Raw genomic sequence first — 25,581 nt, 5'->3', positions numbered from 1 at the left:
AGTTTTTTTCATTTTATTTTTGGAATTATTTTACTATTTTTAATAAAATTTAAAAAATAAAATAATAATTAATATTTAATTATACTAAAAACTATTTAATAGTTACTAAGTAAGGGGGGATTAGATGAAATGAGGCGTTATTGCCACCTGACGGATGGTTTATGAAGGAGTTAGCACAGCTATTGAGTTATTTAATAAAAATGCCACGGCGGGTGATATTTTAGAAACAATTATTAAAGCAGTTGAAGATTATCCTTATTATAAATCAGTTGGTTATGGAGGATTACCAAATGAAAATGGCGAAGTTGAACTAGATGCTGCTTTTATGAACGGTGATAATTTGGCAATTGGTGCCGTTGCTGGGATTAAAGATTTTAAAAATCCAATTAGTATTGCCAAACACCTTGCGGAACATGAACGCCATAATATCTTGTTAGTTAGTGGTGGCGCGGAAGCATATGCGCATAAAAATGGGTTTGAAAGAAAAAACATGTTAACAAACCGTGCTAAATTAATGTATCACAACAAAGTTGCTGAACTAAGTGCTACAAAGTTAAAAGCCTATGATGGCCATGACACGGTCGGAACGATTGTTTTAGATAGCCAAGGATCAATGGCGGCGGGAACTTCTACTAGTGGCTTATTTATGAAAAAGCCGGGAAGAGTTGGGGACTCCCCGCTATCAGGATCCGGGTTTTATGTTGATAGCACAGTTGGTGGTGCTAGTGCAACTGGTTTAGGCGAAGACATTATGAAAGGATGTTTATCCTATGAAGTAGTTCGCCAAATGGCAATGCTACCTAACAAACCTGTTCAAGAAATTATTGATGAAGTTCTTTTTAATTTTCATCAAAAATTAAAAACAAGGTTTGGCGAAGTTGGTGGAATTTCCTTAATTGCAATGCGAAACAATGGGGAATGAGGAGTGGCTAGCAATGTTGAATTTTCATTTGTAGTAGCTAACACAAATAAGCAACCAGCAATCTATGTTGCGAATCCAAATGCCGATTTTACGAAAACTAATTATGATATTGCAACCAAAGAATGACTAGATAACTATGAGAAAAGAATTAAGAGCCCACTTAAATAATTAAGTTTATTGAAAGAGAGGTTATGTTATGAAAGATATTGAAATGATTGCTTTTAAAATTATTTCAAATGCTGGCGATGTATTTTCCCATATGTATGAAGCATTACAAAGTGCTAAAAAGGGTAATTGAGAAGAAAGTGATCGCCATGTTAAAACAGCAGATGAAAAACTAAAAGCGGCCCACCTTGTGCAAACGGATTTAATTCAAAAAGAAGCCCAGGGTGAAAAAACCAGTTATTCAATTTTAATGGTGCATGCGCAAGATCATTTAGCCAACGCCATTCTAAGCCAAGTGATGTTCCAAGAATTAATTGAAATATATCGAAATAAGAAATAACAGAATTTATGAAATATGAATAAAAATAGTATCAGTCATCAAACTTTTAAGGAAAAAATCGATTATTTCATTAATAATAAGGTCGCGATGTGAGGGGCAAAAGTGGCCGGTCAGCGTCATATTGCTTCACTTCGGGATGCCTTTATTTCTTATATGCCCTTTTTAATTGTTGGTTCAATCTTTATTATTATTGCTAATTTCCCAGTAAATTCGTGAAGTGATATTTTAGATAATAAATATCCGTGGTTAGGAAGTGTTTTAATTTTCCCAAAACGGATTACTTTTGATATGATGTCATTTTGAATTACTGCCCTCGTTGCTTATAATTTATGTAAATATTATAAATTAAATCCAATCTTTCCAATTATTTCTTCGGTCGGATTTTTTATTGCCTTAACACCCTTAGTTGGCAGCGGTGAAGCTAGTGACTGGTGGAAAGCTTCTTATATTCCGTTTGGAGGATATGCTGGAACAAGTGGGATTTTACTGGCAATTGTCTGTAGTATTGTGGTAACTGAATTCTTTAAATTTTGTCGGGACAAAAATGTACGAATTCCAATGCCCACCGCAGTTCCCCCAGCAGTAACTGCTTCGTTTGCTGCCTTAACACCACTATTCTTAATTATTATTTTTGCTTTAGTCCTAAGGGGATTATTTGGACTAACAGAGTGAAAATACCTGCCAGTTATGTTAGAACACTTTTTAGCAGCTCCGATTTCCCAAGGTTTTATTGGAAAATTAGGGGGGGGGGGTTGTGCTAGTAACTGTATTAGGTAGTTTAGGGTGATGTTTTGGGATAAACTCTTCAGCAATTAATGGTATTGTTCGCCCATTTTGATCACAATTATTACCAGATAACCAAGCAGCATTTGCCCATTATCGCCAAACGGGTGAATATTTGTGAAATAACTTTAATATTGGAGTGGAGGACTTTTATAACTATGTAACAACTGGGGGCGCGGGAAGCACCTTAATTATTATTTGTGTAATGGCAGTTTTTGCACGGAGTGAAAAAGTCAAAACAATTTGTCGGATTGCAATTATTCCCGGGATCTTTAATATTAATGAGCCATTTTTATTTGGAATTCCTATTGTGTTAAATCCAATGATGTGGATTCCCTTAATATTAGCACCCTTGTCTTCTGCTTTAATCGCATATGGGGCAATGCACTTTCACTTAGCTCACATGCCGATCGGCGCGTTAAACCCATGGACCTTACCAATTGGTGTTCTGGGATACTTTACTAATATGCATTGAACAGGTCCAATTTTGCAAATTGTGACAGCCTGTGTTGCCGGGGTAATTTGGTTCCCATTCATTAAATTTGCGGATATGGATGAATTTAAAAAAGAAAATAATCTTGATACCGGAGTTTTAAATACATTTAAAACAGCCCGACGTCTGGGGATTTTGCCCCCAATTTTTGGTTCTTTAAAAAATGACCTTTATTGGGAAAAATACACTCAGAAAAAACCATATAAAAAAGAATTAGCAAAAGTTTTAAAAGAAAAACTAAACCAAGAAAAAATGTATAAACAAAAATTTACCGATAATATTGTAATGTTGGATGATAATTTTAAAGCAGCAGTACAAGCAATTGAAACAAATAAATTATCATGGTTGGCTTTAAAAGAGCAATGTAATGCTGAAATTAAAACAGCAAAAGAAGAGTTAAGATTTAAAATAAGAGAATTATCGAAAGAACAACAACAAGATAAATCGTTAGTTAACGAAATTAAAAATAATTATAACACTAAAATTAAACAAATTAAGGATAGTCATCAACTTGAATTACAAACTTTATGAAATAAATATCAAGCAACAAAGCAAGAAGGAAAAAATAAAATTAAAATGTTAAAAATTGAACTTCGTAAACAAAGCAAAGCTGCTAAACTTGACTTAAAAACTAATTTGCAAACAGTTGTTGTTGATTTTAAACCACTAATTAAAATTGAACACCAAAAATTAAAAGAATTAAAACATCAATGGTTACAAGTTTATAAACAGTTGAAACACAGAGCTAAATTAGAAATTAGTGCAGCAAAAAAAAATAAAAAATAAAGAATTAATAACTGCGCAAGAAGAACGAGATCATTTAATTTATGAGGCAAAAATTGTTGGTGATGATATTAAAGTTAGCAAGTTAAAACGTAATTTTTTAAAACAACAAACAGAAATTAATAATAAATTTGAAGATGCTGTTATAATTGCTAACGCCAAAATCTTTGACCAAAAAGTTAAACCAAGTCAATTAAAAAGTGATTATTATAAAACTGAAATTGAAAATGAAAAATAAATTTTAAAGGAGATGATAAAGATGAATATTGTTTTAATATGTTTTGCTGGGATGAGCACTTCAATGTTAGTAAGAAAAATGCAAGAAGCAGCGGATAATAGAGGGCTTAGTGCTAAAATTTGAGCAACAGGGGCTACCACAGCAATTGATGATTTAGAAGAAGAAAAAGTAGATTGTATTTTGATTGGACCACAAGCCAGATATGCTTTGGATAAGATGATTCCGATTGCCGAAGAACAAGATTGTCCAATTGATGTTATTAGTTCAGATTTGTATGGAACTTTTGATGGAGAAAAAGTTTTAGACATGGCATTAGATTTAATTAAAAGCTACTAATTGTAAACATTACAACAATAAAAATTAAAAGCAAAATAATTAGTAAGGGAATTAAAAAGATTATTTGACGCAAAGCATGTTTAAACCAACCGGTATCCAAATTAAAGTCATTATTTTTATTAATTATATTTTGATGATGATTTAGTTTTTTAAAAATTCAAAATGAAAAATAACCTAATAAAATAATTAATAAAATAATTAAAATTATTAGTAGGCAATAGCTTCAAATTGGAATGGCTGGAAAATTTTGTGACAATAACATTTTGTTTCCCTTCTTTTTATTTAAAATAAAAATTTCTCTATTTATTATTCTAAATTTATTTAAATAAAAAATAAAGAAGTTTATACAAATTTTGAAAGGAATGTTGAAAATGGATGACTTAATTAAAAAAGAAATTATTAAAAACCATGATCAATTTTTAAAAGATCTTATCACATTTTTAAAAATTAATACTGTCAAAGATGTTGCTTTAGATAATATGCCATTTGGAAAAGGCGTGGCTCAGGGACTAGCATTTTTATTGAATTGATCAAAGCAGCAAGGTTTTAAGGTTGTTAATCTCAACGAGATGATTGGCTATTTAGAATATGGAGAAAGTGAAGAATATATTGCCGTGCTTGGACACTTAGATGTTGTTCCCGCTGGTAATAATTGAGTTACTAATCCTTTTGAACCAGTTATGATAGAAAATAAAATTTATGCCCGCGGTGCTCTTGATGATAAAGGACCGTTATTTGCTAATTTATATGCAATTAAAATTTTAAAAGATTTAGGTTATTATCCCAAAACTAAAATTCGAATTATTTTTGGGACTGATGAAGAATCGCGAGGATTAGGAATCAATTACTATAATAGTAAAGAAAAACCACCAATAATGGGATATACCCCTGATAGTGTGTTTCCAGTTGTGTTTGCTGAAAAAGGAATTTTTACTTATTGGTTAAATAAAAAAATTAATAATTTTGCTAATCAAATTTTTAATTTAAAAGGAGGAGAACGTTCAAATGTTGTTCCGGACTATTGCGAAGTAACTTTAAAAAATTTAAATTTTAATTTACCCGACTATCTTAATGATTTTTTAAAACAATATAATACTAATAAACAATATCAATTTAAAATAAAAAATAATAATGATTCTTGAATCATCACATCGCACGGGGTGACTGCCCATGCTAGTACTCCGGAAGAAGGTGTCAATGCCATTCATAATTTACTTAAGTTAATTGCCTGGTTGCCATTAGAGTATGATGATAGTTATGATTTTATTAAGTTTATGGCTAATAATTTTACTTTTGACGGGGCAAAAATGAATTGCCAGGTTGAAAATGTTGAAATGGGAGCTTTAACCATGAGTTTAGGCTTGGTTGAACAAGATAATAAAGTGATTAAAGGCAAATTTAATGTTCGCTATCCTCAAAATACTAATATGACTGATTTAATTACTCGTTTAACAAAAATTATTGAACCATTAGATATTTATCTTAGTGAAGAAAATGATACCCCTGTCTTGTATTTTTCCAAAACCACGCCGATGATCCAAATTTTGCATAATACATATCAAAAGGTAACTGGTTACCAAGATGACCTTGTAGCTTCCAAAGGATCAACTTATGCCAAACTAATGCCTAATATTGTGGCCTTTGGTGCAACTTTCCCAGGTGAGGAAACAACTGAACACCAACCAAATGAGTTTATTGATTTGCAAAAATTATTTAAAGCAATGGAGATATATGCTAATGCGATAATTGCATTAAGTGAATAAGAAGATACGGTTTAAAATTGTTTTTGCATTTATTTTACTTTCTTGCTAATATATACTACAATAACTAAGAAAGAATTATATATAAAGAGGAGAACAATTAAATGGATAAAATTATAAAAGTTATCAGTGAAAATCATCATACCAAAATTACAGTTGTTGATGCCACCGAAAGTTTAAATGAAATTATTAGATTGCAGGAAACTAATCCTTTGGCAACAATTGCGTTAGCACGCGTTGCCATTGGTACAATTTTAATTGGGAGTGATATGAAAGAACCAGCCAATAAAATTACAACTATCATTAATGGGAATGGTCCGATTGGAACCATTATGGCTGAATATACTGACCATCACATCCGGGCATTTTGTGCTAATCCCCAGTTTGATGAAACAAAAATTAAAAAAGAAAAAAATGTTATTTCACAAGTGGTTGGTACTGATGGGTATTTACAAGTAATTAAAGATTTAGGAATGAAAGAACCTTTTACCGGTCAAATTGATTTAGTATCCGGAGAAATTAACCTTGACTTTACTTATTATTTAGTAAAAAGTGAACAAATAAAATCAGTAATTGCCTGTTCAGTGAAATTAAATGATGATGGAACTATTAATAAAGCAGCAGGATTATTTGCCCAATTATTGCCTAATCATGAAGAAGAAGATATCGATTACTTAGAAGCAAAGGTTGAAAATCTTGGCAGCATTACAGAAAAATTAATTAAAGAAAATGATCTTAATAATATTTATAAATTGATTGATGATGAAGCAAAAGTTTTATCAGAAGAAACCTTTATTTTTAAATGTTCTTGCTCTCGTGAAAAAGCGCTAATGTCAATTAAATTATTAGGTGAGGAACAATTACATGATATTGTGGAAAAAAATAATGATGTTGAAATTGTGTGTGATTTTTGTCGCACAAAATATATTATTAAACCAGAAGAAGTTGCAAAAATGTTTTTAACATAATACAAACATTTTTTATGTTGGAAATATCACAATATATGAAAAAACTTAGTATAGTAAAATTATCATATATATAATATTTATCTATGAAAATACCAAGGAGGACAAAATGAATTCAAATTATTCATCACAAGGATATCCACCACAAGGTGGAAATATGGAAATTAAAAAACCAGATGGTTTATGTATGGCGGGGTGTATTGTTTCGCTTGTTTGTTCAGGACTAGCAATGTTAGGATTATTTATTAGTGCAATTATCTTTTTTACCGGAGCAACACTGGCGGATAAAGTTGTTAATACAGGACCACAACCTATTGATCCAGGCATCGTTAGATCAACCGGAATTGGAATGGGAATTTTCTTAATTATTTTCTGCTGTGTTCAAATTGCACCTATAATTTTATGCTCACTTGTCTTAAGAGGACGAGCAAAAAGTAATATTGCTGCTGGTGTAGTATCATTAATCTTTTCAGGATTAATTGGCGGAATTTTAATTTTAGTTGGGAAATATGGCCCTGTGCAACCGCAACCTAATCAATGAGGACAACAACCACAGCCACCACAACAACCACAACCAACAAACATGGAATAAAATATTATTTATATGATATTTTTTTATTTTATAAAAATAATTTGGTGTATACTTAGTAAATAAGATAGTAAAGAGGGTTACCAATGAAAAAACTTTTAAATTTTTTATTATCGTGAACATTAACAGTAATTAGTACTAGTACAATGTTGGCCTGTACAACCAATAACTCTCATAAGAATAATAAATTTGAGAATAATATTAATCAAATTTTAAATCCCCAAATATTAAGAGACTATGACCAGATAGTTGTTGATAATCACCATAATTTGTATTTTACTATTAAAAAAACAACGGAGCTTTATAGTACCCTTTATTTTTTAGCTAACAAAACTATGACGCCAATTAAATTGGCGGGATTACCAGCTAATATTATTATTAATGATATTAAAATTGATCACCAAGATAATGTTTATGTTTTAAGTAATAATGCGGGGTTATGAAAATTACCAGCCGCTACCACAGCCTTCCAACATATTGAAAATGTTAATGAACTAGATATTTTATCATTTTGTTTTGATCAGAATGATAATGTTTATTTTGGAACAGCATCTGTTATTGGTGATCACGGGACAACATATTTTTTAGAACATGATAGTTGACAGGTGAAAGAAATTAATGGATTGTCGATTCCAATTAACATTATTAAAATTGACCACCTAGATAATGTTTATTTAGCACCAATAACTACTATTAATAATAATGGTCCCAAAGCCTTTTTATTAAAATCAGGAACCACAGCTATTCAAGCAATTGATGATATTAAAACAAATGTTAATAGTATTGCAATTGCTCCTGATAACAATGTTTATTTTGGCTTAGGAAATGAATTGTATATATCAAAAAACCACGGGATTAGTACGCAAAAACTAATTGAAATTGATGGAGATTTAAGAAGGATCTTAGTTACGCCAAATAATAGTGTTTATTATGAAATTTTAAAAGATAATTTTACAACCTTATATAAATTAGACCGGGAAAAACATATTTATCATAGTGATGAATGATGAGGAATTAATGCGTTAGTTAGTGACCAGACAAATAATTTATTTTTTGCTTCCGAAAGTGTTTTTTATATGATTACTAATGAACAGACTATGCAGGAATCATTTTATCCACATCTAAAAAATATGGGTTATTATATTAATGACATTATTAACAAAGATGATACTGTTTATTTTTCTAATGCAACTGGAATTTGATATTACCAAAATAACTAAAAATTGATAAGTTGCTATTTCTAATAATTTTGGTATGATATTTATGTGTGAGTGGGAGTTTTTATAAACTACTACAAAATTCATAGAGATATTGAAATTTAATATTTAAAAAAGGGCACTCTGGAGAAGTGTTTATTTAAGCAATATTAAATTTAAAGGAGGATTAAAATGGCTGAGCAAAAAGATAAGGTTACTGAGCCAAAATCAGAAGCGCCCAAAGCTGCTAAACCAGCTAAAGCAAAAAAAGAAAAACATGATAACAGTGCGTTAAAAGAATTTAAAGCGAAATTAAAAGAACAACGCAAAAAAACTAAACAATATTCAAAACGAATTTTAAAAGGAGAAATTATTTCAACTACTGGTGAACAACCAAATACTGATAAATACGTTATTGAATTAGTTGATGTTAAAAAATCATATTTAACTGGTGAATTAGAAACACCAGTTCTAAAGGGAGTTGACCTAAAACTAGAAAAAGGGGACTTTATTGTTATTTTAGGTCCTTCTGGTTCAGGGAAAACAACATTGTTAAATATTATTTCTGGATTAGATAAAGTAACCAGTGGTGATGTGTTTGTGATTGGTTATAACTTGTCATTATTAAAAGATGTTGACTTAACTAAATTCCGCCGTGACAATGTCGGATTCATTTTCCAACAATATAACTTATTAACTAACTTAACAGCAAAAGAAAATGCTGAAGTGGGGGAAAACTTAAGTAAGGCAAAAAATAAAGATATGACAATTAATGATATTTTTAAAACAATTGGGATGGAAGAACAAATGAATAAATATCCTCACCAAATGTCTGGGGGACAACAACAACGGGTTTCAATTGCGAGAGCCTTAGCTAAAAATCCCGACATTCTTTTCGGAGATGAACCAACCGGGGCGTTAGATGAAGAAATGGGACGAAAAGTATTAGAAATTCTAGTAGAAGTTAATAAAAAATATAAAACAACCGTAATTATTGTTACCCATAACCCAAATATCGCCGATATTGGAAATACTGTTATTCATGTGCGAAATGGTTTAATTGATCAAATTAAACATAACGCAAATCCTAAAAAACCAAGCGAAATTGATTGGTCTTAGTGGAAAAAAAGATAAATTATTCCTAAATAATTTATCTTTTTTATTTAAATTGACTTAATTAGTTCATTTAAGATATAATAAGGTTTACTAAGGGATAAAGAAAGGGGTATGAAAATGGTAAACGAAACTAATCCAATTTTTTTAAAAGCAATTGTTGAAAATAATCATCATAATTTTGGATTATTTACAAATCCGTTGGCAATTTTTAATTATTCTTTGTTTATTGTCCTTTTTTGTTTATTAGCAGTTGTTACTTTAAGTTTAAAAACAAAATGGTTAGTTTATCGAAAATCATTTAATTACCATCAGCATTTGTTTGTTTATCTAAATTTCTTCTTTTTTATTTTAATTTATACTTTAATGAGTTTTTTTCATTATAAAAATTTTAATGATGTTAAAATAAGCACTTATTATATTTCATATTTATATATTTTATATTTATTTTTACCTGGTTGAATTTGCTTAATGCTAGGAGTTTTTTGCAAAAATGATTTATTAATCAAAATGGCAAAAACCACGATGATTTTATTTTTAATAAGTGTTTTAACACCCGTAATATTTTTAATTCATTTTAGTTTAATTTTAAATCAACTAACTACTTTAATTTTATTAAGTGTTCTTTCGAATATTTTAAAAAGTTATTTATATATCTTTTTATTAGTGTTAAATTATTTAGTTTTAAAAGGATTAGTGTTAACTCTTCTTCGTCGTTTGCTAAATTTAATTAAATTAAAAAATAATTGCAAAGATTGGCTAGAAATCTTTATTATTAAATGACAGCAAGAAACATTAGCATTGTTAAAAACAATTTATACTTTTGAATTATTATTTTCATATTTTAAAAATTTAAGATTAATTAAAAATTATAAAACAATGGCTGCTGATCCAACTCTAGCAGTTGACTATGATAATTATGATGAAAAAGTAAAAATGACTTTTTCAATTAAAGCATTAAAAATTTTTATTAACGGTTGAAAACAGAGTTTAAATAACTAAGCAATAACTTTCTAGACTGTAAAAAATTATTAAGAACGAAACAAAAATATTTTACTTAAATAAAAGGAGTTTTAATATGCGCAAAGTTTTGAAAAGTTATTTGCGGACTTATTTAAAACAATGAATTGAAACAATTGGTTTAATTTTATTTGTTACAATTATTTCAATGGCTATTATCGGAATGTTAGCCTCACCCTTACAATTAATGGGGAAAAATAATCAAATAAAAGCACAATCAAATGAATGAAATTATAGTTTAGTAAGTAAGCCAACGCAATTTGAAAATAATTTTACTTATGAATATTTTGTTGATGATTCAACTGAATATGGGATTAGTCCAATTATTGATAAGGGATCTGATCCAAATAATTATGGAATTTTAAGTCAAACCGGCTATAATGCTTTATTAAGTAAAGATGGTGATCCACGGACAAATCCCGACGCCCAGTTAGCATGGGGACAAGATTTAAAATTATTATTAAATACTTATTTTAATTACACTGAAAGTCCCACAAGTTTTACCGATCCTGGTGGGCAGCCAATCTTAGCTAGTCAATTTTTTAATCCAACTTTTAAAGATGAACTTAAAAATTATTATAATGATGCTAGTTATTATGTTAATAGTAAAGTAATGCTAAATCATCAAGATAAATTTGCTTTTTCTTATGATTTAACCTTCTACTATGAGGTCTTTAAAAACAGTACTAATATCGTTCCGGATTATTACCTATATATTACTAACGGAACAGAAAATATTAATCCCATTACGAAAACTTGAATTGATAATTTAATTATTACGCAAGGAGTCAACGATTTAAAAAATAATAAAATTGTTATTACTGATAAATTTGCCAAAGATAACAATTATCAAATTGGTTCTTCGTTAGATTTTGGAATTTTAGGAACAATTATTCCAGAATTAGACCAACCAACTATTAGTGGATATGGAACTAAAATTGATACGTTATCGCAAGCTAGTGATTTTTCGATGACTGGCGATGCCAAAAAATATGCGGCAGTTTTTGTTAACGAAAAGATTCTCCAAGAACTTTATAGCAAAGCATGACAGCAACCTAATAAAACAAGTAGTTTCAAGTTTCATCTTGACCAACGAGTAAATTTTATCAACGGTAGTGATTATCAAACCTTGAAGAATGTGTTTAGTGCTACTAATGACCTAGATAAAACAATTTATGATATGGGGACAGCCGTTTTCACTAGTTTTGGAAATCTAAAACCAGTTAGTTCAATTAACTCAATGAATATGATGGTTACTATCTATACAATTCTAGGGGTGGTAATGATTATCTTAGCTTTTGTTTTTATTAGTTTCGTGATGAAAAAAGAAATGAATAAAACAAGAAAACAGTTAGGTATTTTTAAAGCGCTTGGTTATCGAACAAGTGAATTATCGTGAATATTTACTGTCAAGACTTTAATCACTATTTTATTAGGAGTTATTTGTGGTTATTTAATTTCAATTCCCTTACAAATTTATATGTATGGTCAATTTGAAAAAACCGTAACTTTCGCTTATAACCAGGTTTACTATGCAGCTGGATTTATGATTATTCTCTTTATTGTCATTCCGTTAATCTTTACAGTTGCTTCTTATATTTCAACTTTCTTATATATTAAAGAACCAGTCTTATCATTAGTTAATAATGGTGCAAAAGCAACCAAAAAAGTGCGGACTGGGTTAGTGTATCGTTCACTTGCTAAACGTGGTAAAGCATTTACCTGAAGATTACAGATGGCATTCACGGCCCGGAACAAAGGGAAGTTTGCTTTAGTAATCATCTTATTCTTCTATTCTTCATTTATTTTAATTCTAATGTTAGGTGCGGTAGGGGTTGGAAAATCAATTGTTAGTGGGATGTTTAATAATTTAAATCCTAGTCTTGACCACCAAGAAACTTTCCGCAATTTTCCGAAAACTAATAGTAACGATAAAGGAAAGTTAGCAGTTGTCGATGATTTTTATCAAAAACTAGATTTTAAATATCAAACTTATCAAAATGTCGAAGATATTAATTTTAATAATAATAGTGCTGATTTATTTCACCAGGATGTTATTAAGATTGATCCAACTGCGCCAGATGCCAAAGACCAATATTTTGATTTATTTAATAAATACCAAGTTGTTAATGGTAATGTTAACCAACACTTATATTTGCGTGATTTACAAACAATCTTTTTAGCAATTCAAAATAGTAGTTCTGGTAAAACCGGCGATGTTGATCCCAGCCAATATAGTGCATTTTCATCATTAATGTTGAACTCCCTAATGATGGGAGCAAATGCCAACACAATTGTTACCTTTAATGAATTATGATATAACCCGACAAATGAAACAACAGTTTATGGATTACCGGTGGTTCCGGATGGCAATTTAGATGAAAACAATATGCAAATTATTGGATTATCTAATGATCAAAAAATAGGGGGGTTATATACTTCTGCTTTTAGTTGAAAAGGAATTAACAATGAACAAATAGCAAAAATATTTGCTAACTATAATAGTAGTGATAATACTATTCCTGGGATAATTTCAATTAAATTAGCAAAAGATGGTAAATACAAAATTGGTGATACTATTAAAGTTAAATCAGCAACTCCAAATAAAATTGGGGTAAATGTTAAAGTTGAAGGAATTATTAAAAACGATACAATTGGTGCCAACATTTATACTGGTTATCATAATTTAATTAATAATCTGTTTGTTCCTAACACAATTGATCCGAATGATCCAAGCAAAAATATTTATAGTGGTCTTTATTCCCAACAACATTTATATGAAGGAAAAATTGATTTAAATGACATGGCAAATTCAATTTCTAAATTAAAATTTATTGGTAATAATTTATCAATTGCTGCTAGTCCTGGTCAAACTCTTCTTGAAGCATTAACTAATTTACAAACACAAGCTGTTAGTGCAACCCTAGTTAGTGCAACTTCTGATTTCTCAATGTTACCATTAAATATTTTAAAATCCTCAATTGATGATATGCTTGATAAACAGAATAATTCAATGATCTTGTTTGAAGTTTTAACTGCTTTAATTGTTCTAATTTTATTAGCTGTCGTAGTAATGGTTATTATTGATGAAGTGATGCCAATTATCTTAACAATGAAAGCAATTGGTTATAAGAATAGCCAAATTAATTTTGCAATTATGGGTAGTTATGTCATTGCAATAGTTATTACCTTCATTGTGTCATGGTTAGCATCAATGTTAGCGTGACAAGGAATGGGATTATTACTATATTCATTATTTAAAATAGTAATTGACATTCCAATTGACTATCAGGGTCCTTTAATTGCCTTGGCAGTTATCACAGTAATTTTAGGAACTTCTTGGTTAGTAGCAATGAATACTATCAAAAGACGGAAAGTTACCCAGATTACTGAATAATTTAAAAAACATCAAAAGTAAATTTATGAATCGTAAGAAGGTTAAATTTATTGGCGATGTTTTTTTAATGAAAGGTTAAAATTAAGTTAATGATTCACTTGCATGCGAATTTAGTATTTTTGCTTTAAAAAACCGACCACATAAATTAGCAAATGTATAAATAAACATTATTGAAGCAATTAAAAGCTCAATAATTGCTCAACACCGAAACGAAATAATCAAAATTTCTTGGCGGGTAGGACTGCTAATGATAGTTGCCAGATACTCGCCATACATATTTTTTCCGACTGCCGAAATCGCTAACGGAAATATATAAGATACCAAAATAATATTAAACTTTCTTTCTAATAATGTTTTTATGATTAAGAGATAAAATAAGAAACTAGCAACTAATGGAATATTTCCAATTATTAAAATTATAATATTGGAGTCTTGATTTTTTTCAATTGCAGCAAAATTATAATTATAAGTTAATAATAAAATTACATTTAATGTGATTAGGAGAATTAAAAACGAAGCTAAAAATTCTTTGTGACGATTAAAAAATAAATATCCTAATCAAATGAACAGAACTAAAAAAATAAATAAAATTAAAACAATGTATCACAAAATTTGAACAAAGGTTAGATATCTTTTACCAAGATATTTGATGTCAATAATATTACAAGTAATTAAACCAATTGTAGGTAGCAATCAACATGGATTGGTAAGCTTTAATTTAAAAAGCGATAAATGTTGGTATACTCAAAAAATTCAAAAAACAACGGCTAATAAAAATCCTAAAAAGTAAATTGTTATTCCAATTTGATAAATCCAACCCACTGTTAAAGAAGTTAGATTTTGTTTTGTTAAAATAAAACGTCCAATAGCATTAATCCCCATTGGTAAAAAAGTTAATTGCCATAATTTATCGGGCTTTTTAACGAATTCATAATGAGTTTTTTCAAAGTTTACCAGTAGTTTAATAACTACTAATAAAATAAAGGCAACTGCAATACTAAAAGTTACATATGATAATCATTCAACATTAAAATGAAAGCCATGATTCCTTGTAAACATATTTCAACCATTCCCAATTACTAAAATTCCCAAAGCCATTGGTGCTAATTCAAAGGGCAACACCGCAAAAAATTTTTTCATAGTTTTCACCTCCTAAGAAATACACCCTAATTTTAGCACTTGGATGAGGAAGTCAAGTGTTTTCAAAAAAAACCTTGAAAATATTGACAATATTATTATCGTTCGTTATAAAGAAAGGATACTAAAGATATTTAGTATTTTAGGAGGTTTTTATATGTGCAAATCTTTCAATAGAAACTATGATGCAATTTATGTTGAAAAAACTTGTAAGATTTTAGAACAATACCGGAAGACAGATTTAATTACAATGCAGTTTTTTCAATGAGATAATGGTGTAACTTTAGCGGGGATTGATGAATGTATACAACTTTTGCGTGCTAACGCCCAGGATCCCCAGAGTTTAGAAATTTATGCTTTAAAAGATGGTGATATTGTCAATGCCTTTGAACCGGTCTTAAAAATTAAGGGGCATTATTACCAATTTGGTTTTTTAGAAGGAATTATTGATGGAATTCTTGCTCGGCAAAGTAGTATTGCTACTAATTGTGCGGATGTTATCCAAGCAGCCAAAACAAAAGAAGTTATTTACATGAATGACCGGAGCGATAATTGAATTAATCAAGAAAATGATGGTTATGCGGCTTATATAGGAGGAATTAGAAAATTTGTAACTCCAGCAATGATTACTAAAATTAGTGATCCAACTGTCAAAGTAGTAGGCACAATGCCCCATTCTTTAATTCAAGCTTTCAATGGTAATTTAATTGATACATTAGTAGCTTACCAAGGAGTTTTCCCCGATGAAAATATTACAGCACTAGTTGATTATAATAATGATGTCATTAATGATAGTTTACAGGCGGCACGTGCTTTTCCAAACTTATATACAGTTCGTGTTGATACTTCCAAAAAATTAATCGATAAATATTTTCTTGGGAAAGAAGAGCAATTTAAAGGAGAAAACATTTATGGTGTTAATAAACATTTAATTAAAGCATTGCGACAGGAATTGGATCGTCATCATTTTGAAAAAATTAAAATTACAGTTTCTTTTGGCTTTACTGCTGAAAAAATTCGCGAGTTTGAAGCAGAAAAGGTTCCCGTAGATTTTTATGGGGTAGGCCAAATTTTAAGTAAAATCAATTTAAATTTTACAGGCGATTCTGTAATGTTAAATGATTGTCAACAAGCGAAAGTTGGACGGACTAACATTGAATCAGGACGACTACAAAAATACTTATTGTAAAAAGAAGTGTTTGAAAGTGAAAGTATAAAAATATTAGTAACTCTTCAAATACTTTTTATTTTATTTTTTAAATTTAAGAGATTGCATCTAATTTTAAAAATTGCTTGGGAATGATATTTTTGATATAATGCTCTTACTATAGATAAATTAAAAAAATAACTTAGGTAGAGGACGGAACGAGGATGTTTGTTGTAGATTCAACATTTAATTTTTTAATGGATCACAAAGATATTTTTATATTGTTTTTAAGGTTAGCAATCTTTTTAACGATTTTAAAGTTATCGTTTCTTTTGAATCGCCGTTTTTTTAATAATTATTTGCTAATTAATAACAAAGGTCTAAAGTTAAAACTTGTTTGTTATCAATTAGGATTATATTTATTTACCTAGTTAAGTAGTATTAGATTATTAGCAATTTGTGATTTTGATCAAAGTAGTGAATTTTTATTTACATTATTATGTTTAATGCAATTCATTATTTGTTGTAGTGTGATTTTTCAGGAATTAAATATTTTTAAAAAAATTCGACAGTTAACCTTAGGTCTGGCTGGTTTTGTTATTATTTTAATTTTTTTCAAAGTGGTCTTAATATTTGAACTGGGAAATAAAAATATTTTCTCAACTGCAATTATCTTTGCTACTTATGTAATTTTTATTATTTCAATTGTTAAATTTTTAAATCACAAACAATTAATTTTAAAAAAAATTATGGTTAGGTGGCTGACTTATTTAATTAATAATGTTAATCATAAAAAAATTTTTAACAATTATTTAGTTAAGATTTTTATTGTTAATTATTTAACAGAAATCATAACGATCACCAATACTTTTATTAGCATTAGCGATTGTCTTAATTATCAAAAACTAGTTTTTAGTTTTGAAGAACTCGGGGAGTTAGTTAGCGAAGAACAATTGTTGGTTAATAATTTGCAACTTTTTTTAATTGTAAAAAGTTTAGTAATAATTAAAAAAGTAAGTTTTAAAAAAAATAATCCTGAGATTAATGGTTGACGTGAGGTGTTAACTGAATAAGTTTAATGAATTTTAAAAATAATAAAAGAAGGAGGATGTTTAATGCGAAGACAGTCATTTTTATTATTTAAAAACTCATTTAAACAAATTTGAAGAAACAAAACGCAAATTATTGGATTAATTTTATTAGTTCTATTATCTTCATTAATTTTTACCTTAATGAGAGTTACTACTAATCGAATTATCAATGAATATGAAACTTTAAATGAAAAATCAAATTTACATGATTTTATATTTGATTTAGATAATACTAATTATATTGGTAGTTTAACGGGGAAAACACCAGAAGACATAGAACAAATAACTATTAATGATATTGCAAAGAATATTAATAATAGTTTTTCTTGAAGTCGAGTTGAATCTCGCACATTTGAATTACCAAATAATAAGCACAACCGAATTTTAAAAACAATAACAGCTAATTATTATAGTGAAATTGATAAATTAGTAATAATTAGGGGAAGTAATATTGGTGAAGATCTGAACCTAATTCACTCAGGGGTAGCTATTAGTCAACAAGCAGTTGTTAATAAAGAGTTTGCTGACAATAATAATATCAAGATTGGTTCGGTGATTAGAATTCAGCCAGATGATAAAGGTGAAACTTTATTAGTGGGAAGCGGAACGGACTTAATTAAAAATAACAATACTTATAATTGGTTTTATGTTACTGGCTTTGGAATTTCTGCTGATTTTGTCACACCAATTATTGATCAGACAACACCATTACCAAATAAAAAACGAGAAGGGATTATTTATGTTCATCCTAGCCAATTTGGTTTGGCATGAAATGTTAATGATAGTTATTTATCAAATGGAGGATATTGACTTTATAATAAATCAACTGAAAAATTAACAATTAGTTCCAATGCTGATCGCGAAATTTATTATGTGGGAAAATGAAATAGTTCTAATACCAATGCCCGAAATCTTGCGGCAGTTTCCACATATATCAAAAAATCATATTTAAGTACTACTAATAAAAGTGACCCGTTGGTCTATAGTCTTTTTGACCACCGTTATCGATTTGCTGCCAGAACTAGTTTATTGGAAACAACAGTTAATGCTTATCAAACATTATTAACTTTATTATTATTGATTGTGTTATTTATTTCAGGAATTACGATTGCTTTAATTACTAGAAAAAATATTGATAATGCTAAAGTCCAAATTGGAATTCTTAAAGCGCTGGGTTATACAAATTGAAAAATTATGAGTACTGCATTAACAATTCCGTTAGTTGGTTCTTTAATTGGTTGCTTACTGGTTTATATTCCCGCATCTTTTTTACAAATTACAACAGTTAATATTTTTGCTCAGTATTTTAATCTAAATTTTGGTAGTTTTTATATTGATTATTTATCTTTCATCTATTGTTTAATTTTAACATTTGGATTTTTAGGATTAATCTCAATGGTTATTACCGGTATTGTTATTCGTTCTAATCCAATTGAACTAATTAAATCTGAACAAATTGTTAAAATGGGACCTGTTAAACGGGCAATGAAAAAATCAGTTAATAAAGCGGGGTTTTATCATCGTTTTTGAATGTCATTGTTCACTTCCTCAATGGGGAAAATGACTTCCGTAGGGTTTACCATGTTATTAGGAACAACATTAATGACAACTTCGGTAATTGGGCCAAAAATCATGGCAGATAATCAAAAAGTTAGTTACACAGGGATGAACTATAAATCAGCTGTTGAATATGCAATGCCAGCAGCTAATATGCCAATGAGTATGTTTAGAACATATAACCCCCAGCTGTCAAAATGAAATTATACTACTTCCACGGGGGCTGGCTTTGATTATTACCATCCGGACCGTTACGGTGATGATAAAACCAAAGAAATTTTAGCGGGGATTTTAGAAAATAAGATCAATCAAGAATATTATGCTCCAACAGCGTTAGACCCCAATGCTAGTGATGCAATTACTACCTTGGGAATGAACCAATTATCTTATTTAGGATGAAAATCGTTTACAAAGAGTTTTTTAGATGGATTAGATCGCACAACTTTTTATGAACCTTCATTAGGAGGATTCATTATTGGGTCGGCCTGACCAGATGGAATGAAATTATATAATTTTATTATGCAAGCCAATCCTGCGAGTTTTTACACCAAAGAAAACTATGAAGTATTAAGAACCTTCTATCGTACATACCGTTCAACAATTGCGATGCATGTTCGGTATAAATTTCGCTTGCCAAATACAGCGGGGACTAGTCCAAAAGATATTGATTATAATCAAATTAATGATTATATCAAAGAAGAATTGGATACTAACCGGGAAAGTGTTAGCAAAGATTTATTAGCTAATTCTGGTTTTATGCAAGAATTGACTTCACCGGAATTATTTGAAAAAAATCCCCAGGATAATAAGCATTATTTTCATTTAGAAAATGAAGAGGTTATTATTAATCATTCATGAAGTAATTTATCAGCAAGTGAGCAAGTTTTATGGTCAAATAAAGTTCTAGCATGGTTTATGACAATTTTTTATGGAAGTATAGGCCAAGCTGTTGCCCAGGGAACTTATAGTCAAGCTCCATATTTTATTAAGCAACAAATTGCCAATGCCTTTCAAAAAGAAGACACAGAGTTTAACCTTTCATTTAATACCGTCCCCTTTGATCCTAACCACGAAGAATTAGGCACATATTTTCGTGGGACAACTGACCAACGGTTTAATAATTCTTCTTATAAAATTACAGTATATGGTTTACAAAGTGAGGATGAACTGCACCGTCCTTCCTACATGCAGTTGGATGATGTCAATGGTCATCCCTTAAATTATCTTTTAACAACTCCGATGGATTTAACTACAACACCAATTAACACTGTAATTAATCAAACAGTGGCGAAACAACTAAACTTACGGGTTGGAGATATGATTAAAATGTCGACAAATGGGCGAATTATTGAATATAAAAATGACCAGGGGAAATTTCAAAAGTTAGCCTTAGATGATATTAATTTTTCAAATATTACAAATGCAAATGTTAACGAAACAAATGTTTCTTTAGCATTAGGAAATACCCAATTTGATTCAATTCCAAATTTAAAGGGACAACCGGCCTTCTTTAATATTGGCGGTCCTTCAGCTTTTACTAACCAAGTGCAAAATGGAAATGTTACCCAAATTAATGATGAACAAACTTATAATTTTAAGGTCGCTGGAATTTATGATGGCTATGGCGACCCTCGTGCTTATATTAGCAAAACTGCTGCTGACAAATTATTAGGTTATGATAAAACCCAAACAAAATTATATGAAATCTTTTATAATGAATGATTTAATAAAACTAATCAAATAATTAAGGAATTTATTGATTTTACAAAGCTGCCAAAAACATTCAGCGAACTAGTTAAACTAAGTAAAACTGATTTAAATGCAGCAAAAATTTTAAAAATTTTTAACCATGAATTTCCAATTTTTAATTTGAAATTATCGCAAGTAGATAATGTTGCGGACATTACTAATTCCTACACCGTTACTTCTGTATATGGAGACTATACTACTGTTGGACTAAATGGTGGTGAATATAATGGTTTGCGTTATTCAGTTAATGGGGAAGGAAGCACGGCTAATGTGTTGCCCCTCTATGTTCATCAACAATTACTAAGTCAAATCTCAACAATTATTAATATGATTTTAATTGCTTTTGCTGTTTTATCACTAGTTATTTCCTTTGTTATTATCTTATTAACAAGTAATTTAGTTATTTATGAAAATCGCAAAACAATTGCGACAATGAAGGTTTTAGGATATAGTGATATGCAAATTACTAATATTGTTATTGGAATGTATTTACCAATCATTGCCATTATGTTTATTATTGGGTTCCCACTAGGATGGTATATTATTCAAGCGGTTATTAATTATCTGGCTTATCATTCAACGTGAGTTTTACCATTATTCTTTGCATGATGGTTAGTGCCATTAGTAATGCTAATTGTTTTTGGAATTTATATTATTACTTTTATTATTGGATGATATTCAATGCAAAAAATTAACCCAATTTATGCATTAAAAGTTAATGATTAATAAATGGTTGATAATTAATTATTATTTCATAATTTTGAAAAAAGTAATCTTTCTAAATAATACTTTTCTTGAAGTTCGTATGTTAAGATAATTCTACTTAGCAACTAATATTAACTATCATTATCATTTATTAACAAAACCAAGCAAAATATTAGCACCAGAGTTTGGAAGGAAGCGGAAATAAATGAAAAAGTTGTTATCAATATTAGGAGTAATTGGATTATCAACTACAGCAACGTTTAATTTAGTTGCTTGTGATAATAATCAACCCGAGAAAGAAACACCCAATTCAAAATTAGCATTAACAAAAGAAAATTGGGATAATTTTATTGCTAATTATCAATGAGAATTAAATGGCAACAGTATATTTAACGGTAAAAACCAAAAAAATAAATTAGAATTAAATTGAAGTTGAATGTTAGCAACTTTAGGTCAAGAATTTAAAACAGTAATTTCTGATCATTTTGACTTAACAACTGCTAGTTCAAAAATATTTTTTTACACCAAATCAACCATTGACCAAGAGAGTATTTCTTTAATTACAGACCATCCCCAAACAGCTGATTGGAATAAACTTTATTTAGATTTGAACACCATTACGGATAAAGCTGAAAGTGGATTAGGAATTAATTTTAACGAAGTTTATAATTTAGATGGTTTCTTTGGAATTTATGATCAGGAAACTTATCATCAACATGCTGACTTAGAATTAAAAAAAATTACTTTTAAAGTAAAACTAACCGGGATGGCAGAAGGTCCCCACCAGTTAACAAATCAGATTGCAAGATTAACACCTTATATTTATCAACTAAATCATGGCAATTTAAGCAAAGGTGATATTGAACAAATTTTAAAATATCAAAATGGTGTGGCAAATCAAATGGTTTTTGATATTTTTAATAATCAATTAACAAATAATTTTAAAATTAATAACATTACAATTAATAATTCAACTTGAAATATTAGCGAAGTAAAACTCCAATCTTTACAAGTTGATTTTATTAATAAGGTAAATAAATATTTAATAACTTTAAAATATCAAGTTAGGGTGGAAGTGGCACCGAAAAATAATGTTTGAGCAACGGATTCCCAAATTGGATATCTAGTTTTGGATAAATAAAATATTTAAAAATAGTTTAGACAAGTGATTGAATAAACTATTTTTTTTGATTAAGATAATTAAGGTTGAAAAAATAACAATTAAGAAGAAATGAGATGATTTAATGCCAATTATTACAATTAAAGGGGCGAAGCCAGAATGAACAATTGAATTTGAAAGAGATATGGTTAATAAAATTGCTGAATTAGCTAACTGTGATGTTAGTCGGGTTTCAGTTTGACACGATACTAGCCTTTGGGTTACTGCGAATGAAAATGAGGACCAAACACCACCAAAAATTATTGTGACAGTCGAATGAAAATCACGAAAAGGAATTCAAAATGAAGTTGCTGAACTGATTTATCAATATTTTAAAATCAGAACTCATCAACAAATTGATGTTATTTTTCGTGAAATTGATAATTTTTATTATGTTAATGGAGAGCGCCGATAAAAATGCAAATTGGAAAAATTAAATTGCTAACAAAAACAATTTTAGCACCAATGGCAGGCGTAACTAATGAAGCTTTTCGAATTATTTCGCATGAATTAGGGGCCGGGTTAGTTTATGCTGAAATGGTTAGTGATAAAGCAATTGTCCAAAAAAATCAAAAAACAATTGAAATGATTAAAGTTAATCCTCTTGAACATCCCATTTCAATGCAAATTTTTGGGACTGATTTAGAAACCTTTGTGATGGCAGCTAAATATGTCGATGAGCATAGTGACTGTGATATTATTGATATTAATATGGGTTGCCCAGCTCCCAAAATTGCAATTAAATCGCAAGCGGGAGCTGCTCTTTTAAAATATCCCGAGCGAATTTATCAAGTAGTGAAGGCTGTTGTCGAAGCTGTTTCAAAACCAGTAACAGTAAAAATTCGGTTAGGATGAGATGAACAGAATATTAACTGTGTAGAAGTTGCCAAGTTAATTGAAAAGGCCGGAGCCCAAGCGATTGCGGTACATGGGCGGACACGCAATCAATTTTATAGTGGGAAAGCTGATTGAAGTTGAATCAAGAAAGTTAAGGATGCTGTTAAAATCCCGGTAATTGGCAATGGTGATATTTTTACAGTCGAAGATGCCAAACGAATGTTAGATGAAACTGGATGTGATGCGGTAATGATTGCCCGAGGCGTGCAAGGGAACCCTTGATTTTTTCAAGAAATTAACCACTATTTAGCAACCGGTGAAAAATTAGCCCCACCAAGTATTACCGAATGAAAACGAGTAATTTTTCGCCATGCTGATTTATTAATTGCTTTAAAAGGTGAACGAATTGCAATTAGTGAAATGCGTAAAAACTTAGCTTTTTATTTTAAAGGAAAACCAAATGCGACAGATTATAAAGCACGAGCTACACGAATTGAATCAAGAATTGATTTAGATAATGTTGTAAATGACTATATTGAGTATTATAATAATTCTTATAATATGAGTAAATAATTATTAAGAAATGGAGAAAAAAGATGGATAATAGAAATTTTAGTGAGCAAGAGAAAATTAGACGCGCTAAATTAGATAAATTAATTGCCAAGGGGGAAAATCCTTTTGTCATTGCCAAATTTGAAAGAACACATACTAGTAAAGAATTGCATGCTGAGTTCAATAATTATACTAAAGAACAACTAGAAACAATGGATGTTCCAGCTTTAATTAGTATTGCGGGAAGAATTAGAATGTTTCGGGAAGCCGGAAAAGCAACTTTTGCTACTTTACAAGATCAAAATGGTACTTTTCAGATTTATGTTCGCAGTGATGCGATCGGAGCAGAAAAATACCAAGAATTTATTGACTTAGATTTAGGTGATATTATTGGAGTAACGGGAACAATGATGAAAACTAAAACTGGTGAATTAACTGTCCGGGTAACAGCATATCATTTATTAAGTAAATCATTAAAACCATTACCAGATAAATATTATGGAATGAGTGATATTGAAGAAAAATATCGCCGGCGTTATGTTGATTTAATTATGTCTCCAGAAACCAAAGATGTTTTCATTAAAAGAAGCCGGATTATTTCCTTGATGCGTGAATATTTTAATAACAAAGGCTATTTAGAAGTTGAAACTCCGGTTCTCCAAGCAATTCACGGCGGAGCCGCTGCGAAACCATTTATTACCCACCATAATACTTTAGATATGGAATTTTATTTACGAGTAGCTACTGAGTTACCTTTGAAAAGATTAATTGTTGGGGGGTTTGAAGGAGTTTATGAAATTGGGCGATTATTCCGGAATGAAGGAATGGACACTAGACATAATCCCGAATTTACCACGGTTGAAATTTATATTGCTTACCAAGACATGAATTTCTTAATGGATTTAACTGAAAATGCAATTTGCTATATTGCTAAAAATATTTTGAATGCTGATGAAACAGAATATGGTGGTCAATTAATTTCATTTAAACAACCTTGAAAACGTTGACATATTGTTGATGCAATTAAAGAAACAAGCGGAGTTGATTTTTGACAAAAAATGTCATTTGCGGATGCTAAAAAATTAGCTGAGGAAAAAAACATTCATGTGGAAAAATTCCATACTAGTGTTGGGCATATTATTAACTTATTTTTTGAAGAATTTGTTGAACCAATTTTAGTCCAACCAACATTTATTTATGGACATCCGGTTGAAGTATCGCCGTTAGCAAAGGCCAACGCTAGTGATCCGCGATTTACTGACCGGTTTGAACTATTTATTAACGGTCGCGAATATGCCAATGCATATTCAGAGTTAAATAATCCAATTGAACAATATAATCGTTTTGAAAGTCAGTTGGCAGAACGGGACAATGGAAATGATGAAGCTCAGGAAATGGATATTGATTTTATTGAAGCATTAGAATATGGACTGCCACCAACGGGAGGATTAGGAATTGGTATTGACCGGTTAGTAATGTTATTAACAGGACAAGATTCAATTAAAGATGTTTTATTATTTCCCCACATGCGTCCACGAGGAAAATAG

General features: G+C 29.7%; 22 protein-coding genes. 20 read left to right on the top strand and 2 right to left on the bottom strand.

Going from position 1 to position 25,581, the window contains the following annotated elements; genetic code table 4:
* Nucleotides 1-124: 124 nt before the first annotated feature.
* The 6 genes from QPK10_RS02230 to QPK10_RS02205 are packed head-to-tail and all read left to right on the top strand — an operon-like array spanning nucleotide 125 to nucleotide 4,060.
* On the top strand, nucleotides 125-1,090 hold the full coding sequence (locus tag QPK10_RS02230; RefSeq protein WP_368486410.1) for a N(4)-(beta-N-acetylglucosaminyl)-L-asparaginase: 966 nt from the start codon (nucleotides 125-127) through the stop codon (nucleotides 1,088-1,090).
* 28 nt (nucleotides 1,091-1,118) lie between these two features.
* Nucleotides 1,119-1,427 carry a PTS lactose/cellobiose transporter subunit IIA gene (locus QPK10_RS02225; RefSeq protein ID WP_368486409.1) on the top strand — a complete coding sequence of 103 codons (309 nt, stop codon included), beginning with the start codon at nucleotides 1,119-1,121 and terminating at the stop codon, nucleotides 1,425-1,427.
* A gap of 15 nt (nucleotides 1,428-1,442) precedes the next feature.
* Nucleotides 1,443-2,204, top strand: coding sequence for a PTS transporter subunit EIIC (locus QPK10_RS02220; protein WP_368486408.1), 762 nt, complete (start codon nucleotides 1,443-1,445; stop codon nucleotides 2,202-2,204).
* Nucleotides 2,182-3,489 (top strand): PTS transporter subunit EIIC, encoded by a 1,308-nt coding sequence (locus QPK10_RS02215; RefSeq protein WP_368486407.1) that lies wholly within the window; start codon nucleotides 2,182-2,184, stop codon nucleotides 3,487-3,489. Before QPK10_RS02220 ends, QPK10_RS02215 begins: the two co-directional genes overlap by 23 nt.
* Nucleotides 3,464-3,724, top strand: coding sequence for a hypothetical protein (locus QPK10_RS02210; RefSeq protein WP_368486406.1), 261 nt, complete (start codon nucleotides 3,464-3,466; stop codon nucleotides 3,722-3,724). Before QPK10_RS02215 ends, QPK10_RS02210 begins: the two co-directional genes overlap by 26 nt.
* A gap of 21 nt (nucleotides 3,725-3,745) precedes the next feature.
* Nucleotides 3,746-4,060 carry a PTS sugar transporter subunit IIB gene (locus tag QPK10_RS02205; RefSeq protein WP_368486405.1) on the top strand — a complete coding sequence of 105 codons (315 nt, stop codon included), beginning with the start codon at nucleotides 3,746-3,748 and terminating at the stop codon, nucleotides 4,058-4,060.
* Here the strand turns inward: QPK10_RS02205 and QPK10_RS02200 are convergent.
* Nucleotides 4,047-4,322, bottom strand: a complete 276-nt coding sequence (locus tag QPK10_RS02200) for a hypothetical protein (RefSeq protein ID WP_368486404.1) — start codon at nucleotides 4,320-4,322, stop codon at nucleotides 4,047-4,049. The two genes, QPK10_RS02205 and QPK10_RS02200, sit on opposite strands and share 14 nt — an antisense overlap.
* A 109-nt stretch (nucleotides 4,323-4,431) precedes the next feature.
* Here QPK10_RS02200 and pepV point away from each other — a divergent pair, with 109 nt between their 5' ends.
* The 7 genes from pepV to QPK10_RS02165 all read left to right on the top strand — a co-directional run bounded on the left by pepV (nucleotide 4,432) and on the right by QPK10_RS02165 (nucleotide 14,100).
* Complete coding sequence (gene pepV / locus QPK10_RS02195) at nucleotides 4,432-5,823, top strand: dipeptidase PepV (protein ID WP_368486403.1); 1,392 nt, start codon at nucleotides 4,432-4,434, stop codon at nucleotides 5,821-5,823.
* Nucleotides 5,824-5,924: 101 nt separating this feature from the next.
* Nucleotides 5,925-6,788, top strand: coding sequence for an Hsp33 family molecular chaperone HslO (locus tag QPK10_RS02190; protein ID WP_368486402.1), 864 nt, complete (start codon nucleotides 5,925-5,927; stop codon nucleotides 6,786-6,788).
* A 106-nt stretch (nucleotides 6,789-6,894) separates the two neighbouring features.
* Nucleotides 6,895-7,377 (top strand): hypothetical protein, encoded by a 483-nt coding sequence (locus QPK10_RS02185; RefSeq protein ID WP_368486401.1) that lies wholly within the window; start codon nucleotides 6,895-6,897, stop codon nucleotides 7,375-7,377.
* A gap of 83 nt (nucleotides 7,378-7,460) precedes the next feature.
* Nucleotides 7,461-8,594 (top strand): hypothetical protein, encoded by a 1,134-nt coding sequence (locus tag QPK10_RS02180; RefSeq protein WP_368486400.1) that lies wholly within the window; start codon nucleotides 7,461-7,463, stop codon nucleotides 8,592-8,594.
* Between the two features lie 168 nt (nucleotides 8,595-8,762).
* The gene (locus tag QPK10_RS02175) at nucleotides 8,763-9,689 is read left to right on the top strand and encodes an ABC transporter ATP-binding protein (RefSeq protein WP_047790921.1); all 927 of its coding nucleotides are present in this window, start codon (nucleotides 8,763-8,765) and stop codon (nucleotides 9,687-9,689) included.
* Nucleotides 9,690-9,803: 114 nt separating this feature from the next.
* A complete protein-coding gene (locus tag QPK10_RS02170; RefSeq protein ID WP_368486399.1) occupies nucleotides 9,804-10,685 on the top strand; it encodes a hypothetical protein in 882 nt (293 codons plus the stop codon).
* Between the two features lie 76 nt (nucleotides 10,686-10,761).
* Entirely contained in the window at nucleotides 10,762-14,100 is a 3,339-nt protein-coding gene (locus QPK10_RS02165) for an ABC transporter permease (protein ID WP_368486398.1), read from the top strand.
* A gap of 81 nt (nucleotides 14,101-14,181) precedes the next feature.
* On the opposite strand, the gene QPK10_RS02160 is transcribed toward QPK10_RS02165, so the two are convergent.
* Nucleotides 14,182-15,240 carry a hypothetical protein gene (locus tag QPK10_RS02160; RefSeq protein WP_368486397.1) on the bottom strand — a complete coding sequence of 353 codons (1,059 nt, stop codon included), beginning with the start codon at nucleotides 15,238-15,240 and terminating at the stop codon, nucleotides 14,182-14,184.
* Nucleotides 15,241-15,394: 154 nt separating this feature from the next.
* On the opposite strand from QPK10_RS02160, the gene QPK10_RS02155 reads away from it, so the two are divergent.
* From QPK10_RS02155 to lysS, 7 genes are all read left to right on the top strand, one after another.
* Entirely contained in the window at nucleotides 15,395-16,426 is a 1,032-nt protein-coding gene (locus QPK10_RS02155; protein WP_368486396.1) for a nicotinate phosphoribosyltransferase, read from the top strand.
* 464 nt (nucleotides 16,427-16,890) lie between these two features.
* Nucleotides 16,891-17,457: a hypothetical protein gene (locus QPK10_RS02150; RefSeq protein ID WP_368486395.1), complete on the top strand. Its 567-nt coding sequence runs from the start codon at nucleotides 16,891-16,893 to the stop codon at nucleotides 17,455-17,457.
* Between the two features lie 42 nt (nucleotides 17,458-17,499).
* Nucleotides 17,500-21,507 (top strand): ABC transporter permease, encoded by a 4,008-nt coding sequence (locus tag QPK10_RS02145; RefSeq protein WP_368486394.1) that lies wholly within the window; start codon nucleotides 17,500-17,502, stop codon nucleotides 21,505-21,507.
* Nucleotides 21,508-21,691: 184 nt separating this feature from the next.
* Complete coding sequence (locus tag QPK10_RS02140; protein ID WP_368486393.1) at nucleotides 21,692-22,627, top strand: lipoprotein; 936 nt, start codon at nucleotides 21,692-21,694, stop codon at nucleotides 22,625-22,627.
* Nucleotides 22,628-22,730: 103 nt separating this feature from the next.
* Nucleotides 22,731-23,060, top strand: coding sequence for a DUF1904 family protein (locus tag QPK10_RS02135; RefSeq protein ID WP_368486392.1), 330 nt, complete (start codon nucleotides 22,731-22,733; stop codon nucleotides 23,058-23,060).
* Nucleotides 23,061-23,062: 2 nt separating this feature from the next.
* Complete coding sequence (dusB, locus tag QPK10_RS02130) at nucleotides 23,063-24,055, top strand: tRNA dihydrouridine synthase DusB (protein ID WP_368486391.1); 993 nt, start codon at nucleotides 23,063-23,065, stop codon at nucleotides 24,053-24,055.
* Between the two features lie 23 nt (nucleotides 24,056-24,078).
* Nucleotides 24,079-25,581: a lysine--tRNA ligase gene (gene lysS, locus QPK10_RS02125; RefSeq protein WP_368486389.1), complete on the top strand. Its 1,503-nt coding sequence runs from the start codon at nucleotides 24,079-24,081 to the stop codon at nucleotides 25,579-25,581.

The organism is Spiroplasma sp. DGKH1 (assembly GCF_040940205.1).
GTDB lineage: Bacteria > Bacillota_I > Bacilli_A > Mycoplasmatales > Mycoplasmataceae > Spiroplasma.
This window is presented reverse-complemented; position numbering and strand designations above follow the sequence as displayed.